The following is a 16,658-nucleotide window of genomic DNA, read 5'->3' as shown; positions in this document are numbered from 1 at the left end:
CCCGACCGCTACAATGCCGATGCAGACGATCGGCCTCATCGGCGCTGAAAAGTGCATCCGGGGCGTCGACATAGGCTCTACTACGCCCGAGCACGACATCCCGCTTTACGCCTACCTGTACCTGCAGGGCCGCTTCCGACTCCACGAGCTCATCTCGAAGGAGATCGCTCTGGACGAAATCGACGCCGGTTGCGACGCGCCGCACGACCCCGCGGTCACCCGTGCGGTGATCACTGGCGGACTCGACTGAGATCCATTCCCCCATAAGACGAGCAATGACGACCGACTGATGAGGATTGTCACAGTTGCCCAATGGCCCGGCGCGCTGTTCGGCTAATGTCAAGTGGTCAATGATTACTCGGAAGGTGCCGGAGGTGTCCCATGGCCTCGTCGAAGAGATCTGCGACATGGTCGTCGAACAGCGCGTAGTGAACGTGCCGTCCGTCACGATCTCCGCGGACCACGCTGAGATTCCGGAGAAGTCGTAGGTGGTTTGAGAGCGTCGTCTGTCCGGTGCCGAGCTGCATGCCGAGGTCGGTCACCGTGCTGGGGCGGATGCGCAACACGCTCAGGATGCGCAGTCGGACCGGTGATGCCAGCGCCCGCATGATCTCAGCTAGCCGCTCGGCATCCCCCGCTGAGAGCGGAGCAGACGCCGATTCCACCGAATCGGTCATAGTTGACTTCCTCCCTCATGAGCACGATTATCATTCACATACATCACAATATCATGTTCTTGTGATGTATTGTCGAGGCATGACCACCTCGACTGCCACGAACTCGCCCGCCGCCATGGAGGAGCACGCGCACGGCTCCGCTCGATGGGAGCTGTGGTTCGCCGTTGTGGCGGGCATCACCTACGCCGCGGGGATGATCGCAGAGTATGCGGTCGGCTTGCCGCTCATGGGCCTGCCCTTGATCCTGTTCATCGCCACCTACTTCTTCGGTGGCTTCTTCACTGTCCGCACGGCGGTCACGTCGACATTGCGGGGCAAGTTCGAGGTCGACTTCCTCATGATCGTCGCCGCAATCGGCGCCGCCCTGATCGGGAAGTGGGCGGAGGGCGCGGTGCTGCTGTTCCTCTTCAGCCTCGGCCACGCCCTCGAGGAGTACGCGATGAGCCGCGCCAGCAAGTCGATTGAAGCGCTGGCCGAACTCGCACCACGGACCGCCCTGGTACGCCGCGGGGACGACGATCCCGTCGAGGTCCCGGTGGAGCAGATCGTGGTGGGTGATGTCGTGGTGGTCCGCCCGAACTCGAGGATCCCGTCGGACGGGTTCGTGATCACTGGGATCTCGGCCGTCGACCAGTCGGCGGTCACCGGTGAGTCGATGCCCGTCGAGAAGGAGCCGGTCGCCGATCGCGAGCGGGCGATACGCACCGTCGATACCCTTCCGGCTGCGAATCGCGTGTTCGCCGGTACAGTGAACGGCTCCGGCGTTCTCGAGGTCGTAGTGTCGGCGACGGCCGCGGACTCGACGTTGAGCAAGGTCGTCGAGCTGGTTCGCACAGCCGATCAGGCCGCGTCACCGACGCAGCAGTTCATCAACCGTTTCCAGCGGTGGTACGTGCCCGCGGTGATCCTCGCCGTGGCCGCAACCCTGCTGATCGCGATGTCCATACTCTCGCAGCCGTTCACGGATGCCTTCTACCTCGCGATGACCGTCCTCGTCGCCGCGAGCCCGTGCGCACTGGCCATCGCGACGCCGGCGGCCGTTCTCGCTGGAGTCGCCCGAGCGGCGCGCGCCGGCGTGCTGGTCAAGGGCGGCGCTCCGCTGGAGACCCTGGGGCGCGTCAGGGCGATGGCCTTCGATAAGACCGGCACCCTCACCTGGGGCAACCCGCAGGTAACGTCGGTCACTCCCGTGGACGGCGTGGACGGGAGCCTCCTCGTCCCCACACTAGTCGCCGTGGAGTCTCTCAGCGATCACCCACTCGCCGCAGCGATCGTCCGCGACCTCGCGGGTCAGGTGTCCGCGGCGGAGCGTGTCGAGGCATCGGATCTCAACGCCGTCGTCGGCCGCGGTGTACGCGCCGCGGTCGAGGGAGAGGTCGTCGAGGTCGGCAACCTGCGGATGTTCGACGAACAGGGTCTCACCCTTCCCTCGTCAGTCGAGGACGCTTACACGGAGGCTCGCGATTCCGGCCAGACGTTGATGATCGTCCGGCGCGGTGATCGGTTCCTGGGGGTCGTCGGCGTGATGGACACCTCTCGCGCCGAGTCCGCGCAGGTGCTCCGCGTGTTACGCAGTACGAACGTCGGCCAGCTCGTGATGATATCCGGCGATAACCAGCGCGTCGCGGATGCCGTCGGCCGCGAAGTCGGCGTCGATACCGCCATCGGTGAGCTGCTGCCGGAGGACAAGGTAGCGCAAATCAGGCGCCTCGCCGAAACGCATCGCCCCATCGCGATGGTCGGCGACGGCGTGAACGACGCGCCTGCGATGGCTCGCGCGGACATCGGCATCGCGATGGGGGCTGCCGGTTCCACCGTCGCGCTGGAGACCTGTGACATCGCGCTCATGAGCGACGATCTGGGGCGCGTTCCGTTCGCCGTGCGTCTGAGCCGTGCGACTAGCCGGATCATCCGTCAGAACCTGATCGCGAGCCTCGCGATCGTCGTCCTCCTGGTGATCGCGACCTTCATCGGGCTGAACATCGGCGCGGTAGTGCTCATCCATGAGGGTTCGACACTCATCGTCGTGGCCAACGCGCTTCGACTCCTCGGCTTCGAGCGTGGCAAGGAGCACGCCGGTATAGACCACGAAGACCGCCCCTCGCGTTGATCCTCGTGGGACAAGTCCAGACATGGTCGATGTCGGGTCGAGTAGCTGACGGAATGCTCATGGAGATCGGATGGTGGATAGGAGCGCTGGCGTTGCCCACTGCTCTCTTGGTGATCATCTTTCTCATCGCAATAGGAGCTCCCCAACGACAGGAAGAGGAAGAATCGCCTTCTCTCGCCGAAGAGTGGGACGATGTGACATACCGGTTTCGAAAAATCGGCGCGTGGGTGCGTAGCCGCTGGCGAGGAAACTCTAAGTAGGCCACTATGCGTTACTCGCAACCGGTCAAGAGTTACGCGTTCGCGCTCTCACCGCCGCAGCAGGGCTGCTCAACAGAAGACGCACCGTCCGTCATTGACATCACGTAGTCTCACTCCCCCGCCGCTGCGCGGCAGCAGAGAACTGCCCCGGGTTGCCCATCGTAGGCACCGGTGAGGTTCCTCACTCTGGCGCGCCGCATCCGTATTAGCGCTGTGGGGACTCCTCGCGGGTCCCGCGGCTCAGACGCTGCCGAAGAACTTCTTCATCCGGGGCATGCGGCGGATCAGCAGCTGGTCGAGCGCGAGGATGACGATGAGGGATAGGCCGAACAGGGGCAGGAAGATCCCGAGGCCGATCATCACGACGACGAGCAGCCAGTTCCCCCAGATCGGTAGCTTTGCGCGGGGGGCGGCCATGCCGGATGCGGTGCCGCGCCTGGTCCACCACATGATCGGTGCGGAGACGCACATGAACATCACGGCGAGGCAGAACAGGGTCGACAGGATCGTGTTGACCACACCGAGGCGGCGTCCCTCGTGGACGGCGATGCCTTGTGAGACGACCTGCGCGGTAATGCTGTAGTCGTCGTATCCGTAGGTCCCGACGATCTCTCCGCTGTACTGATCGATGTGGATGGTGCGTTCGAGGCTTACCTCGGATTCGGCGGGGTTGCCGTTGTCGTTCCACTGGCTCGACATGACGCTGAACACACCTGTCTCCCCGTCGGGGTAGATGACCGAGTACGGTTCGGGGGCTCCCTCGGCACGGGCAGCGGCGACGGCGTCGTCGATGGAGATCGGTGTCGTGCCGGTGCTCGTGCTGGTGCCGGTCGGGCCGTTGCCGATGGCCCAGCCGGCTTCGGCGTTGGTGCCGCTGGTGCTTTCGATGAGCTCGTCGATCGTGGATTCTGCGCCCGGGTCTTCGCCCCACAGGGACGAGCCGTTGTCTGAGGCGATCTGCTGTGCGACCGATCCCCATACGCCGGTCCAGGGTAGGCCGGAGACGACGAGCATGAGGATGCCCAGACCCACCGGGAGGCCGACGATCGCATGCCATCCGCGCAGGCGTGCCCCTTTCATCTTCCTGTCCTGTGAGGCTTTGCGGGGTCGGCGTCCGAGGAAGAAGATGATGAACCCGGTGATGGTGAGCACGATCGCCCAGCTGCCGCCGAGCTCGACGACACGGTCGCCGATGCCCTCCTCGCCGATCAGCAGGTCGCCGTGGATGCGCTCCGCCCAATCCGAGATCAACTGGTCCGCGGTGAGCTCCCCGGTCACCACCGCCGTATACGGATCGACGTAGACGTTCGAATTGGCGCCGTCTTCCCGGGCAGTGACGAACACCGTCGCCCGATCACCGGTCTGATCGACGACAGAGAGGATCGGCCGGTCCGGGAATGCATCGCGGACGGCGTCTTCCTGCGCGGACAGCTCCTGCCGTTCCGCATCCTCGGGCACGGCCACCGTGAGGACTCCGGGGTGGGTGAAGGCATCCACTTCCGCACGGAACATGTAGGTCATGCCGGTCACAGCGAGGACGAACAGAACCGGGATGACGATCAACGAGCCGTAGAAGTGCCAGCGCCAGAACGCGCCGTACCAGTTCGTCTTGCGTCGTTTCGGTGGCGGCGCAGTGCGAGGCAACGTGCCTGCGGTGTCGGTGTGGACGACGGTCATCAGGAGGCCTCTCGGAACAGCAAACGATTTAACTCTACATATTGTAGTAGTAAGCTGATGGCGTGATCGCATCACCCTGGGACCTCATCCTCACCGCCACCTTCCTCACCACCGGCCTCATCTGCCTCGGCGACCTCATCGCACGGCGCATCAGACGCCCCGCACGCACGGAGGGCCTGGCGGATGAGGAGCTGATCGACATCAACCATGCCGTGATGAGCGCCGCGATGATCCTCATGACCTGGGTCACGGTGCTGGATGCGGTGACGTGGGCACAGATCGCCCTGTTCGCGATCTTCGCCCTCGCGCTCGTGCCCGCGCTGACCCGGGCCCACGGCTTTCCGCATCGCGTGGATCTGGTCGGGCACATCGTGCTGAATGCGGCGATGATCTGGATGCTCGCAGCGATGCCGCTCCTGATGGCGGGGATAGACATGGGCGGCGACGGAGGGTCGGCGCATGCCGGGCACCACGGTGGCAGTGACGAGATGGGGCTGATGGCGACTCCCGTGTGGGCCGATGTCGTCAACGCGGCCTTCATCGTCACGTGCGCCATGGGGGCACTGTGGTGGCTGTATCGCGCGGTCGCGATCCGAGGGCATCGGATGCACGTGCTGTGTCACGTTCTGATGGCTGCGGGCATGGGGCTCATGCTCTGGCTGATGAACCTCTGAATGCCTGTCTCGCCAGCGGTGTGTCGAGGGAGCGGTAGCAGCGCGCGTTGATGTGAGAGTTGCGAGCGTACTCTTCGAAGTCACGAGGATTCGACTCTGGGTAGGCTAAACGGTGGAGGTGTCATATGGCAGGTGAGCGCACGCGTGAACGCGGGGAACTCGAAGGCGAGGTCATGCGCATCCTCTGGGAGGCATCCGAGCCTTTGAGTGCACGCGAGATCCAGGCCGTGTTCACCGGTCACGTCCCGGCGTATACGACGTTGATGACGGCCCTGGAGCGGTTGCAGAAGAAGGGTGATGTCGTCCGATCAGGAGACTCCCCACGCAAGGTCCGCTTCCATGCGGCGCGCAGTGGCGACGAGCATGTCGGACGGTCCATGATGAGCGCCCTGGACGGAGCCGGCGACCGGCAGGCAGCACTGTTGCAGTTCGCCGGACACCTCGCCGAGGAGGACCTCGACCTGCTCCGCAGCGCGATCACCGGCAAGACCTCGCGCAAGCGCAGGTGATCACGTGATCGCCACGGGCTCCTTCCTTGCAGCAGCAGCGCTGATGCTCCTGTTCGCACCGCTCGTGCTGACCGCCGGCAGGTGGCAGGTGCACCATCCGCGCACCGCCCTGACGCTGTGGTTCAGTGCCCTCTTCGCCGGCATCGGATGCGCGGTCGCCTCTGCCACGACTGCGCTGATGTGCTGCGTCGAGGCTGTCGAAGTGCACGGCCCCGCCGAAGGCCTGCTCTTGACGATCGCGGGCTGGCTAAGCCTTGGAGTATTCGCGGCGGTGATCGTCTTGGTCTCCGCATCCGCGGAGCCCCTCGCCGATTCCTGGCGGGAAGCGGTCGGACGCCTCGCACCTGTCGCGGTGTCCCGTGAGGACTCGGACGGGGTCACCCTCGTCTGGTTCGAGTCTGAGGAGCCTGTCGCATGCGCCGTGCCTTCGGGGGCACCGGAGATCTTCCTCTCCACGGCCCTCAAGGAACTGCTGAGCGGCCCGCAGCTTCGCGCGGTGATCGAGCATGAGCGCGCTCATCTGCGCCAGCACCACGGGTGGGCCGTGCGGATCGCTGAGATCAACGCCCTCTGCCTCCCCAAGCGCTTCCCAGCCGGACGAGCGCTGAAACGAGCCACACTACTGCTGATCGAACTCATCGCAGACGATGCCGCCGCCCGCCGCGCCGGCGCCGTCCATCTCGCGAACGCCCTCGCGACCATGGGACGCACCACAGGCGATCCCGGTCTCGAACTTCGCGCCGACCGACTCACCCTCCGCCGCTGGAAGACACCCCGCAGTCGCCGCGCCGCCCTCGCACGTGCCTAACCCGTCCCCGCCACCACTCACATCTACGACACGATGTAGAGTTAATGGCGTGGTCCGGCATCAGGAGGAGCAGTCATGGCCGAGTTCGAGTTCTGGGTGAACGGGATGACGTGCGAGCACTGCGAACGCGCCGTCACAGCGGAGCTGACCGCGCTGCCGACCGTTCTCGGCGCCCACGTTGATGCTGTGTCCGGACGCGTCTTGATTACGACGTCGGCGCGAGTCGACCGCGCCGATGTCGAACGCGCGGTCGAGGAAGCCGGCTACGCAGTGAGTTCTTGGCCATCCCTGTCGCAGAATGACTGAACCATCTCCCGCTGCAATCGACCCGCACAAGACGAAAAGAACGTCTGTCCGGAGTGTTCGGGGCAGCGCCATCACGTCCCTCACCCTGGGGTTCTCTGTCCTGGGGATTGCTTTCCCGGTCACGGTGGCCGTGCTGCTCGGGGAGGCACCGTACCGGAAGATCTTCGTCAGCTACCCAGGGGTTGACGTCGCCGTAATCACCACGGTTCTGCTCGTTGCGGCACATGCTGCGAGCCTGGTCAGCGTCGGCGCGATCGTACACCTGTTGTTCCTGCGCGACGCCCCCGCTCAGCGAGCACAGTATCTTTCGCAGGGGTTCGAGATCAGAGTCTTGCGGATCGCATCCGGCGCCTGGGCGCTCTGCGCGGGGGCGCTGGTGATCTTTGAAGCACTCGACGCCAACGGCGCCCCGCTGGAGCGGCTCAGCATCAGCTACGCCCTCCCTTTCTTATGGGACGCCAGCGATGCGCCGAAAGCTTGGACGATCAGCCTCATGGCGGCGCTGATCGTCTTGTTCGCGTCGTACTTCGCGGACCGATGGACAGGGTTGCTCATCCCGCTGTGGGTATCCGCGATCGGAATTCTTGCGCCGGTGGTCACCGGGCAGGTTCTGGTCGGCCCTGACCACGACTTCGGCGGCGATGCCGCGGTCTTCCAGACCGTCGCGGTGTACGCGTTCTTCGGCGCAGTCTGTGTCTCCGGCCTGCGTGTCGCTTCCGGGCGCTTCGTACCCCCGGAAACGCTGCGTCGCCTGTTCCTGCTCGGAATCATCGCGCTGCCGCTGATCATCGTCAGCGATGCGGTTATCGGAGTGTTCAAGCTCGCCGGTTCTCCCGTCACCGGTTCGGTGACGGGATGGCTGATTCTGTCCGGTGGTGCGTGCTTGGCTGTCCTCACCGGGGCCATGTCATACGGATGGTGGCAAGCCCGACGCGGCCGAATGCGCGCCGGCGCCCTCACAGTTCTTCTGACCGTGTGCGGTGTGGCGGTGGCCGGGTGGATCGGCACAGGAGTGGCGATGACTCGGCAGCCCCCGCCGCAGTACTTCGTGCCGACAAGTATCGAGCAGGTCTTCATGGGCTTCGAGGTGCCCGACGCGCCGACCCTACTGGTGCTGTTCGGACAGTGGCGACCCAACCTCCTCTTCCTCGGCATCGCGGCCGCGGCGATCACCGTCTACCTGGTCGCGGTGCGTACGCTGCACCGTCGTGGAGACACGTGGCCCATCGGACGAACGACCGCCTGGCTGGCCGGATGGGCCGTGGTAATCGTGGCGACCAGTTCCGGGTTCGGGAAGTACTCCGCCCCCGATTTCGGGGTGCACATGATCGTGCACATGTCGTTGAACATGCTCGCCCCCGGACTCCTCGTCCTCGGCGGCGTCGTCACCCTGCTGCTGCGCGCGAGCCGCTCCGACCGGAACAGGCCGGCAGGTCTGCACGACTGGATCACCTGGGTGCTGCACTGGCGGGTGCTGCGCTTCCTCTACAACCCGCTGATCGTCTTCATCCTCTTCGTCGGCTCATACTATGGCCTGTACTTCACGGGGATCTTCGGCGAGTACATGCGGTTCCATTGGGCGCATCAGCTCATGAACCTGCACTTCCTCATCGTCGGCTACCTCTACTACAGCCTCATCATCGGCGTCGACCGCCCCCCACGACCCCTGCCGCACATCGGCAAACTCGGTTACGTTCTCGCGGCGATGCCGTTCCACGCCTTCTTCGGAGTAATCCTGATGACCACCCCCGAGATCATCGCCGAAGACTTCTATCTGCGACTCGACCTTCCCTGGGCTGACCTGCAGGCGCAGCAGTATCTCGGCGGGGGTGTCGCCTGGGCGGGCGGAGAAATCCCGCTGATGATCGTCATCGTCACCCTCGCCATCCAATGGAGCCGCCAGGACGCCCGCGAAGCCCGTCGAAAAGATCGCCACCTCGACACCGGACGGGATGATGAATTCGATGCCTACAACCGGATGCTCAACCAGCTCACCGAACGCGAGGCATCTCGTCCCGGCCCGAGACCGGCGACCCAGGAGGAGCCACTACCATGACGATCTCTGACACCAGAGCCAGACGAACGTCGGCTGCGCCTGTCGAACTCGACGTCTCAGGCATGACCTGCGCCGCGTGCGCCGGACGCGTCGAACGAGCCCTGAACAAGCTCGACGGCGTGACAGCGAGCGTCAACTACGCCACCGAACGCGCCATCATCACGGGGCTTCCCGACAGCGAGGTGCCCACGGCGATTCGTCAGGTCGAGAACGCCGGATACGGTGCGCACCTGCGTGATGGCAGCGGCGATGCCTGGTCCGCGCGCGCCACCGAGGTGCGGATCTCCTCCCTGCGCCGCCGCCTGGCGGTCTCTGCGCTGCTCACCGTGCCGCTGATGGACATCACCATCGTCCTCGCCCTCGTGCCCGGGTGGCGGTTCCCCGGCTGGGAATGGGTGTGTGTGTTGATGGCGCTGCCGATCGTGACCTGGGCCGCATGGCCGTTCCACCGGGCCACGCTCCGCAACCTCCGCCACGGCGCGGTCAGCATGGACACCCTCGTCTCCCTCGGCATCGCCGCCTCCTTCGGTTGGGCGATCCTGACCCTGCTGCTCGGGTTCGGAACCACGGAAGCCGCCGGCTACTGGCTCGGATTCGGCGTCACCCCCGCAGGAGCCGACTCGATCTATCTCGACGTCGCTGCCGGGATGACGACCTTCCAGCTCGCCGGCCGCTACTTCGAAACCCGCTCCCGCCGCAAAGCCGGAGACGTGCTCGGCGCCCTCAACGCTCTCGCCGCCACCCACGTCCGGGTCGTCCGCGACGGCGTCGAGACGATCGAACCCGCCACCACGCTCCGCGTCGGCGACACCTTCATCGTCCTCCCCGGAGAGACCATCCCCGCCGACGGCACCGTCCGCGCGGGCACGGCCGCCGTCGACGCGAGCATGATGACCGGAGAACCCGTCCCCGTTCCCGTCGGCCCCGGCGCACCCGTGACCGGCGGCACGATCAGCACCGACGGCCGCCTCGAAGTGACCACGATCTCGGTCGGCGCCAACACGCAACTGGCGCAGATGGCCGCCCTCACCGAACAGGCACAGGCACGTAAAGCGCGCGTCCAGAACCTCGTCGACCGCATCGTCACCTGGTTCGTCCCCGCCGTCATCACCCTCGCGATCATCGTCACCGCCGCATGGGCGCTCACCGGAACCCCGTTCGCGCAGGCATTTGGCATCGGGATCAGCGTCCTCATCATCGCCTGCCCCTGCGCCCTCGGGCTCGCGACCCCCACAGCGCTCATGGTCGGCATCGGCAGGGCCGCGACCCTCGGCATCCTCATCAAAGGCCACGACGCCCTCGAAGCCTCCGGCACCATCACCACCGTCGTCCTCGACAAGACCGGCACCCTCACCACCGGCCGCATGACCGTCGAGACCGCGACCGCCTACGGCATCGAAGAGCATGAGCTCTGGCGCCTGGCCGCATCCGTCGAGCAAGGCTCCGAGCATGCGATCGCCCGCGCCATCCAGGAAGCCGCTCGCAACCACATCACCGACCTGCACCCGCTCGAGGAGTTCACCGCGCTCCCCGGCCTCGGCGCCGCCGCCCGCATCGCAGGGAGCACCCTCCTCGTCGGAAACGCCGACCTGCTCCGCGAACACGACATCGACCTCACCCCCGCCGACCTCGCACTCGCGGACGCGCACGAGCAAGGACACACCGTCGCGCTCGTCGCCCGCGACGGGCACCTGATCGGCCTGCTCGCCCTGGCCGACACCATCAAACCCGGCGCCGCCGACGCCATCAGAGCGCTCCACGCGCAGAACCTCACCACCGTTCTCCTCACCGGAGACAGCCCCGCCGCCGGCGCCCGCATCGCCTCCGAGCTCGGCATCGAACGCGTCCACGCCGGCGTCGCCCCCGCGCAGAAAGCCGACGTCGTCCGCGAGCTCCAAGCAGCCGGGGAGAAGGTGGCCATGGTCGGTGATGGCATCAACGACGCCGTCGCCCTCGCCACCGCCGACCTCGGGCTCGCGCTCGTCTCCGGCACGGACATCGCCCTCAAGGCCGCCGACATCATCCTCGTCCGCGACGACCTCCACGTCATCCCCGACGCGATCACGATCTCCCGCAAGACACTCCGCACGATCCGCACCAACCTCGGCTGGGCCTTCGGATACAACATCGCCGCGATCCCCATCGCCGCAGCCGGCCTCCTCAACCCCCTCATCGCCGCCGCCGCAATGTCTTTGTCCTCCGTCCTCGTCGTCTACAACAGCCTCCGCATCCAACGCGTCCGCAGCACCGAGACTGGGTCTGTCCGCTGAACGGGGACTGTCGACGGACTCGAGATCGTCGCGATATACCCGGAGAGATCGGTGCTGTTTCGAAAGTAGGGTCTAGCGGTGCTCAGGCAGTCGTTGCCTCCGCATTGTCCCCTCGTCGTGCGGTGAGGAACAATCGGACACCGGTGACGATGTAGACGATGAGCAGGACGAACGTCACGGTGCTGGCCACAATGGCCAGCGGGCGCTCGGCTTGGCCGGAGATGAGCTCGCCGACTTTCAGTACGTTCATGCTGGTTCCGAGGACTCCGAGGACCGATATCACGAGTGCGATCGAGAGCCCGATCGTAGTGTTCTTGAGCGCGATGAGCCCGCAGATCGCGATGAGCAATCCGAGGAAGGCGGGGATCAGCGCCGTCCAGCTGATGAAGCCGGTCACGGCGTAGGAGATGATTCCGACGGCAATGAGCAGGCCGCCAAATGTGAGCGTTGTACGGGGCATTTTCCTCCAGAGGTGGGTGCGAGAGCGGGGATGAGGGAGTGTTGCGACGCGCAGGAAGCTAGCTCTCGTTCCGTCTTCGGGAGAGGCTGGCGAGGTACTCGTTGTAAGAGTCGAGTTCGGCGTCCTCGGCTTTCTGTCGCTGTCTCGAGGTGCGCACGTCGCGGGCTCGCCAGCGGGACAGGCAGACGATGAGCACTACGAACATCGGCAGCTCCGCGTAGGTCCATACCAGCGTGCCGGCGATCGCCTGGTCGATGACGGGGTCATGGCTGCCTGTGGGGGTGGCGTATGCGCTGAACAGCGGTGTGGCGGTACGGAGCAGGATCAGGCCGAAAATGGCGTGGATCTGGATCTCGACGGCGATATCGACGAATCGTGCGGCGAAGGAGGGTTGGCGCGGTAGCGGATCGGAGGACCATAGCGGTGTTGCCGAGACGATGCCGAGGACGAGGATGACGAAGAGCAAGGCGTCCTGGCCGAAGGGGATGCGCATGATGACGCTGATCGCGTCGGTCAGGTAGAGGACCGGGTACAGCAGTATCGCAATAACGATGGCGACCACAGGGTGCAGTGCGGCGCTCCAGAATCGTGAGCGCAGTCCCCCGTGCGCGGCACGGAGCACGAGACGCCCGAGGCCGGTGTGCGGTGTGCTGCGCAGGAGCAGCAGCCCGGGTGACCCTGCGATGAGGAGCGGCGGAACGACGGTCAGCAGGGTGATCTGCTGGAACACCAGCGCTGTGATGGATTCCGTCGCGAGACGGTTCACACCGAACATCGTGATAGCGAAGATCAGGGCGCACCCGATCAGGAACGATGCTGTGCGGGCGATCGCCCAACGGCGCCTGTTTCGCCACATCCAGATCGCTCCTCGCAGATACAGTGCCGCGAACAGCAGAGCGGCGATGCCGACGGGTGAGCCGGTGAGGGGTTCGAACGTGACCCACTGGTCGATCGGCGGCATAGCGAATTTCCCTTCATCGAGGCGATCAAACGTCGGCGACTTCGGCCGCGGTGGTGGTGCCGGAGCGGGGTCAGGTGAGGCCGGAGTAGGAGTGCAGGCCGGGGAAGTACACGTTGACGACGGTGAAGTTGAACAGCACGGCGGCAAATCCGATGATGCACAGCCAGGCCGAGCGGTTGCCGCGCCAGCCGCGAGTGGCACGGGCGTGGATGTAACCGGCGTACAGCACCCAGATCACGAACGTCCAGACCTCCTTGGTGTCGAAGCCCCAGTAACGCCCCCAGGAGTCGTTCGCCCAGATCGCTCCGGCGATCAGAGTGAAGGTCCAGAACATGAAGCCGACGATCACGAACCGGTAGGCGAGCGTTTCGAGAACTTCGCCGGAGGGCAGGGTACGCAGGAACCCGCTGCGTCGCCCTGCGGATTCAGGGGAAATACTCGCGCGGCGTTCACGGCGGGATTGCAGCAGCTGCGTAGCGGAGAGACCGCAGGCCAGGGCGAACAAGGCGGTGGCGAGGGAGGCAACGAAGACGTGGATGACGAGCCAGATGCTCTTGAGCGGGTCCATCAGCGGGACGACTTCGACGTAGAAGCTGAGCGTGGCACCGCCCAGCAGCAGCACGATCATGCCCACCAGGAACGCACCGAGGAATCGCAGGTCGTACCAGCGGAGAGCGAACAGATAGACCGCGACGATCAGGACCGTCCCAGTGAGAGCGAACTCGTACATGTTCGCCCAGGGAACTCGCTCTGCGGCGATGCCGCGGGCGATGGTCCCGCCGAGCTGGAAGAGGAAGGCGAGCACCGTGAGCGCCGTGCCGATCCTCGCCCACAGCAGGCGGGGACGCTGAGAAGGGGGAGCGTAGATGTCGTCCGGCTGCGCACGGTCGGCGGCGAGCGGAGCGCCGCGGTTTGCTGGGTCGGCGGTGCCGATGAGGACCGGTGTGCGCTGACGCTCCCGGGCCGAGGTCGTGCGTGCGGAGCGCTGGGCGAGATCGACGGTGTAGGCGACGAACGCCAGTACGTAGGTGGCGATGGCCGTCCACACTAGCAGCAATGAGACGCCATCGAGGGAGAGCGTTTCTGTTCCGGGCATGGTGAGCTCCTTCATACGGACGAGCGGTTGCGGAAGCGGTGGAGGATCCCGAGCGCGGTTAAGGCTCCGAGAGCCCCGAGCGGGACCAGCACACTGATCCAGGGGCCGAGAATCGTGGCAGGGGTGAGGCCGGTGCGCAGGGGGATGGTGGTGATCGCGGCGGCAGCGGTGTCGATGGGGATGGTGGCGATAGTTTTCCCGTCGGGGGCAATCACCTGGCTGGTGCCGGTCGTGGAGACATTGACGACGGCACGGCCGGTCTCGATCGCGCGCATGCGGGCGAAGGCGAGCTGCTGCCGGTTCTCGGCAGTGCCGCGGAAGTCGGCGTTATTGGTCTGAAAGACGTACAGCTGCGCACCCTCGCGTGCGCCGTCCCAGATGACCTGGTCGTAGATCACGTCGAAGCAGATCGCCAGCCCGACCCCGACATCATCGACAGTGACCAGGGGCGGAAGTGAGCCCGGCGTGTACTCACGCTGGATCAGCCCGACAAGGTCCGGGACGATCATCTCGTACAGCCAGCGATCGGGCACGTACTCCCCGAACGGGACAGGATTGATCTTGTCGTGCCGCTGGCGTTTATCAGGCTGCGCGGTCCAGAGGAGGGACGAGTTGAACACGTCTCCTCCCCACGCTGTCGCAGCGTTCATCAGTAGCGGGGCGTCGGCTTCGCGGACGATGCGGTCGAGCGTGGCAGCGGTGGCAGTATCGGCAAGGGGATCGACGTCCACTCCCCCTTCGGGCCAGGCAAGCAGATCCATCGGTTGTCCGAGCAGCGGAGCGGTCGCCTCCGCCTGTGCGGCGAGCACGTCACCAGGTTCTCGGGTGTCGAAGTATGCCGCCGGGCCGTTTCCTTGCACCCACCCGACCTCGAACGTGCCCGCGGGCGAGGTCGGGAACTGCGGGGCGAGGAGCAGGAGAGCCATGAGAGCGGCGGCCGGAAGGGTGCCGCGCAGGAATCTGAGACCGCCGGCGCGCGCCCACTGCACGACGCCGGCGCACATCGCGACGAGCAGGAAAGAGAGCCCTGTCACGCCCGTCCAGGAGGCGACTTCCGCCATCGGGCTCTCGACGAGCGTCATCCCGATGCGTGCCCAGGGAAACCCAGAGTACGGCCACGAACCGAGAACGACTTCCCTGCCCGCCCACAGGCCGCCAACTAGTAGGGGGGTCCCGACCAGCTGCGCTGCACCCCGATGTGGGAGTCGTGCCGCCCACCGGTAGGCGAGAGCGATCAGGACGGCACCGATGCTGAACAGGATCGTCTCCAGACCGGCGAGAGCAATCCACGGAACAGGACCAAGAAACGTTCCCACCCAGATCAGATGGGTGAAGAAGAACACTCCCCCGAAGGCGGCGCCGACCAGCGCTGCACCGCCGATGCTCTGGCCGACGAGGGTGATCAACGCCAGGGTCACGCCAAGCAGAGCCAGCGGCCACCACCCCATCGGCGGCGAGGCCAGGCTCAGCGCGAGCCCTCCGATGACCGCGGCGGGGATCGCTGCCCAGAGCGGCAGCCCTCTCGACGGGGAAAAGACGTCGGCGGTGGGCACGGCACCGGCCGCGGGTGTCAGGGTCAGCTGCATCGGTCAGGTGTCCTTCTTGCGGAGGGCATCGAGATAGGCGTTGTAGGCGTCGAGCTCGGGATCGCCGTGGGCGTCGGCGTACTTGTCGGCTTTGGCGGCACGGGCGGTGTCATCACGGAACCACCGGTGCATGACGTAGAGGAGCATGACCACGGTGGGGCCTTCTCCATAGGACCAGGCCAGGGCGCCGGCGAGCCACTGATCGTCCAGCGGGTCGATGCCCAGCGCCGTCGTGGGGCCGGCGAAGGTCTCGACGAACAGCGTCGGGCTCATCATCAGGAACACGCCGAAGAACGCGTGCAGGGCTGCTTCGGCGAACAGGTCCATCGCCCGGCCGGGGTACGTCATCCGCACCGGGAGCGGGTCGTTGGACAGGATCGGGATAGTGAACAGCACGCCGGCTGCCAGGAAGGCGATCTCGAGCAGCGGATGGCCGCCAGGGGTCTGCAGGATCGGGTCGGCGAGACCTCCGAGGTAGAGGCCGTAGAACGACATTAGGAACAGCGGCATCGCGATCCAGGGGCTCAGCGCCCATCGTGCGATGCGGCTGCGCAGCCCGGCCAGGGCGAGGCGGAGAATCACTCGCCCGAGGCCGCGATGCGGGGTGGCGCGCAGCAGCAGTGTGCCTGGGGAGCCGAGCACGAGCAGCGGTGGGATGGCCATCATCAGGGTGAGCTGCTGGAACATGAAGACCGAGAACAGCAGGTACCCGTACCCCTCGACCGCCAGGCCGGTCACGGCAACCAGGACGATGCATCCGAGGAGGAAGCACACCGTGCGGGCGACCGACCAGCGCCGTCCCTGACGCCAGAGCCGGATGGCGCCGGCCAGGTACAGCACGGCCATGAGCAGACCGAGCACCGGCAGCACCGGAACCGGCGGCAGGATCGGCGTGAGGAACGCCTCCAGCGTCGGCGGTGTGTCGGGAATCCAGTCGTTCATGGCGTGTCATCGGTCGGCGGGCTCAGAAGTCGAAGAGATCGCCGAGGAAGCCCTCGCGTCGTCTCTTGCCGCCGCGGTCATGCCGGGAGCGGCGATGCTCGTCTTCGGGGTAGTCCGGGGCCTGGTAGCCGGATGAGCGGTCGATGATCTTGTCGAGCTCACCGCGGTCCAGCCACACGCCGCGGCATTGCGGGCAGTAGTCGATCTCGACGCCGGAACGGTCGGTGACCAGGAGCGTCGTGCCGTCAACGGGGCAGTTCATCGGT

The 16,658-nt window shown here is 65.8% G+C and carries 16 protein-coding genes; 8 read left to right on the top strand and 8 right to left on the bottom strand.

Going from position 1 to position 16,658, the window contains the following annotated elements; translation table 11 throughout:
- Positions 1-19 precede the first annotated feature (19 nt).
- Positions 20-250: a hypothetical protein gene (locus BFN01_RS10555; RefSeq protein ID WP_071644184.1), complete on the top strand. Its 231-nt coding sequence runs from the start codon at positions 20-22 to the stop codon at positions 248-250.
- 97 nt (positions 251-347) lie between these two features.
- Here the strand turns inward: BFN01_RS10555 and BFN01_RS10550 are convergent, their stop codons facing one another.
- The gene (locus BFN01_RS10550) at positions 348-677 is read right to left on the bottom strand and encodes a helix-turn-helix transcriptional regulator (protein WP_071644182.1); all 330 of its coding nucleotides are present in this window, start codon (positions 675-677) and stop codon (positions 348-350) included.
- Between the two features lie 79 nt (positions 678-756).
- On the opposite strand from BFN01_RS10550, the gene BFN01_RS10545 reads away from it, so the two are divergent.
- Positions 757-2,787 (top strand): heavy metal translocating P-type ATPase, encoded by a 2,031-nt coding sequence (locus BFN01_RS10545; protein WP_177243849.1) that lies wholly within the window; start codon positions 757-759, stop codon positions 2,785-2,787.
- Between the two features lie 500 nt (positions 2,788-3,287).
- Here the strand turns inward: BFN01_RS10545 and BFN01_RS10540 are convergent, their stop codons facing one another.
- Positions 3,288-4,724 carry a PepSY domain-containing protein gene (locus BFN01_RS10540; RefSeq protein ID WP_071644178.1) on the bottom strand — a complete coding sequence of 479 codons (1,437 nt, stop codon included), beginning with the start codon at positions 4,722-4,724 and terminating at the stop codon, positions 3,288-3,290.
- Positions 4,725-4,786: 62 nt separating this feature from the next.
- Here BFN01_RS10540 and BFN01_RS10535 point away from each other — a divergent pair, with 62 nt between their 5' ends.
- The 6 genes from BFN01_RS10535 (at position 4,787) to BFN01_RS10510 (ending at position 11,347) form a co-directional block, all read left to right on the top strand.
- Entirely contained in the window at positions 4,787-5,398 is a 612-nt protein-coding gene (locus tag BFN01_RS10535; RefSeq protein ID WP_071644176.1) for a DUF5134 domain-containing protein, read from the top strand.
- Positions 5,399-5,523: 125 nt separating this feature from the next.
- A complete protein-coding gene (locus BFN01_RS10530) occupies positions 5,524-5,907 on the top strand; it encodes a BlaI/MecI/CopY family transcriptional regulator (protein ID WP_071644174.1) in 384 nt (127 codons plus the stop codon).
- A gap of 43 nt (positions 5,908-5,950) precedes the next feature.
- On the top strand, positions 5,951-6,715 hold the full coding sequence (locus tag BFN01_RS10525; RefSeq protein WP_071644172.1) for a M56 family metallopeptidase: 765 nt from the start codon (positions 5,951-5,953) through the stop codon (positions 6,713-6,715).
- Between the two features lie 75 nt (positions 6,716-6,790).
- Positions 6,791-7,021: a heavy-metal-associated domain-containing protein gene (locus BFN01_RS10520; protein ID WP_071644170.1), complete on the top strand. Its 231-nt coding sequence runs from the start codon at positions 6,791-6,793 to the stop codon at positions 7,019-7,021.
- 124 nt (positions 7,022-7,145) lie between these two features.
- Complete coding sequence (locus tag BFN01_RS10515; protein WP_256221123.1) at positions 7,146-9,077, top strand: cytochrome c oxidase assembly protein; 1,932 nt, start codon at positions 7,146-7,148, stop codon at positions 9,075-9,077.
- Positions 9,074-11,347, top strand: coding sequence for a cation-translocating P-type ATPase (locus BFN01_RS10510; RefSeq protein WP_071644166.1), 2,274 nt, complete (start codon positions 9,074-9,076; stop codon positions 11,345-11,347). Before BFN01_RS10515 ends, BFN01_RS10510 begins: the two co-directional genes overlap by 4 nt.
- 82 nt (positions 11,348-11,429) lie before the next feature.
- On the opposite strand, the gene BFN01_RS10505 is transcribed toward BFN01_RS10510, so the two are convergent.
- The 6 genes from BFN01_RS10505 to BFN01_RS10480 all read right to left on the bottom strand — a co-directional run bounded on the left by BFN01_RS10505 (position 11,430) and on the right by BFN01_RS10480 (position 16,654).
- Positions 11,430-11,807 carry a hypothetical protein gene (locus BFN01_RS10505; protein WP_071644164.1) on the bottom strand — a complete coding sequence of 126 codons (378 nt, stop codon included), beginning with the start codon at positions 11,805-11,807 and terminating at the stop codon, positions 11,430-11,432.
- Between the two features lie 58 nt (positions 11,808-11,865).
- Positions 11,866-12,768, bottom strand: a complete 903-nt coding sequence (locus BFN01_RS10500; RefSeq protein WP_036317477.1) for a cytochrome c oxidase assembly protein — start codon at positions 12,766-12,768, stop codon at positions 11,866-11,868.
- A 70-nt stretch (positions 12,769-12,838) separates the two neighbouring features.
- On the bottom strand, positions 12,839-13,864 hold the full coding sequence (gene ccsB / locus BFN01_RS10495; RefSeq protein ID WP_071644223.1) for a c-type cytochrome biogenesis protein CcsB: 1,026 nt from the start codon (positions 13,862-13,864) through the stop codon (positions 12,839-12,841).
- Positions 13,865-13,875: 11 nt separating this feature from the next.
- The gene (gene lnt, locus BFN01_RS10490; protein ID WP_071644162.1) at positions 13,876-15,450 is read right to left on the bottom strand and encodes an apolipoprotein N-acyltransferase; all 1,575 of its coding nucleotides are present in this window, start codon (positions 15,448-15,450) and stop codon (positions 13,876-13,878) included.
- Positions 15,451-15,453: 3 nt separating this feature from the next.
- Positions 15,454-16,392: a cytochrome c oxidase assembly protein gene (locus BFN01_RS10485; protein ID WP_071644160.1), complete on the bottom strand. Its 939-nt coding sequence runs from the start codon at positions 16,390-16,392 to the stop codon at positions 15,454-15,456.
- Positions 16,393-16,414: 22 nt separating this feature from the next.
- Positions 16,415-16,654, bottom strand: a complete 240-nt coding sequence (locus BFN01_RS10480; RefSeq protein ID WP_071644158.1) for a zf-TFIIB domain-containing protein — start codon at positions 16,652-16,654, stop codon at positions 16,415-16,417.
- Positions 16,655-16,658 lie beyond the last annotated feature (4 nt).

Origin of the sequence: Microbacterium sp. AR7-10, assembly GCF_001878835.1 — a bacterium.
Classification (GTDB): Bacteria; Actinomycetota; Actinomycetes; order Actinomycetales; family Microbacteriaceae; genus Microbacterium; species Microbacterium commune.
This window is presented reverse-complemented; position numbering and strand designations above follow the sequence as displayed.

Excerpts from the sequence above, each read along its gene's own strand:
- BFN01_RS10480 (WP_071644158.1), bottom strand. The coding sequence starts at position 16,654 with ATGAACTGCCCCGTTGACGGCACGACGCTCCTGGTCACCGACCGTTCC.
- BFN01_RS10500 (WP_036317477.1), bottom strand. The coding sequence starts at position 12,768 with ATGCCGCCGATCGACCAGTGGGTCACGTTCGAACCCCTCACCGGCTCA.
- BFN01_RS10510 (WP_071644166.1), top strand. The coding sequence starts at position 9,074 with ATGACGATCTCTGACACCAGAGCCAGACGAACGTCGGCTGCGCCTGTC.
- ccsB (WP_071644223.1), bottom strand. The coding sequence starts at position 13,864 with ATGCCCGGAACAGAAACGCTCTCCCTCGATGGCGTCTCATTGCTGCTA.
- BFN01_RS10520 (WP_071644170.1), top strand. The coding sequence starts at position 6,791 with ATGGCCGAGTTCGAGTTCTGGGTGAACGGGATGACGTGCGAGCACTGC.
- BFN01_RS10550 (WP_071644182.1), bottom strand. The coding sequence starts at position 677 with ATGACCGATTCGGTGGAATCGGCGTCTGCTCCGCTCTCAGCGGGGGAT.
- lnt (WP_071644162.1), bottom strand. The coding sequence starts at position 15,450 with ATGCAGCTGACCCTGACACCCGCGGCCGGTGCCGTGCCCACCGCCGAC.
- BFN01_RS10485 (WP_071644160.1), bottom strand. The coding sequence starts at position 16,392 with ATGAACGACTGGATTCCCGACACACCGCCGACGCTGGAGGCGTTCCTC.
- BFN01_RS10555 (WP_071644184.1), top strand. The coding sequence starts at position 20 with ATGCAGACGATCGGCCTCATCGGCGCTGAAAAGTGCATCCGGGGCGTC.
- BFN01_RS10545 (WP_177243849.1), top strand. The coding sequence starts at position 757 with ATGACCACCTCGACTGCCACGAACTCGCCCGCCGCCATGGAGGAGCAC.
- BFN01_RS10525 (WP_071644172.1), top strand. The coding sequence starts at position 5,951 with ATGCTCCTGTTCGCACCGCTCGTGCTGACCGCCGGCAGGTGGCAGGTG.
- BFN01_RS10505 (WP_071644164.1), bottom strand. The coding sequence starts at position 11,807 with ATGCCCCGTACAACGCTCACATTTGGCGGCCTGCTCATTGCCGTCGGA.
- BFN01_RS10530 (WP_071644174.1), top strand. The coding sequence starts at position 5,524 with ATGGCAGGTGAGCGCACGCGTGAACGCGGGGAACTCGAAGGCGAGGTC.
- BFN01_RS10540 (WP_071644178.1), bottom strand. The coding sequence starts at position 4,724 with ATGACCGTCGTCCACACCGACACCGCAGGCACGTTGCCTCGCACTGCG.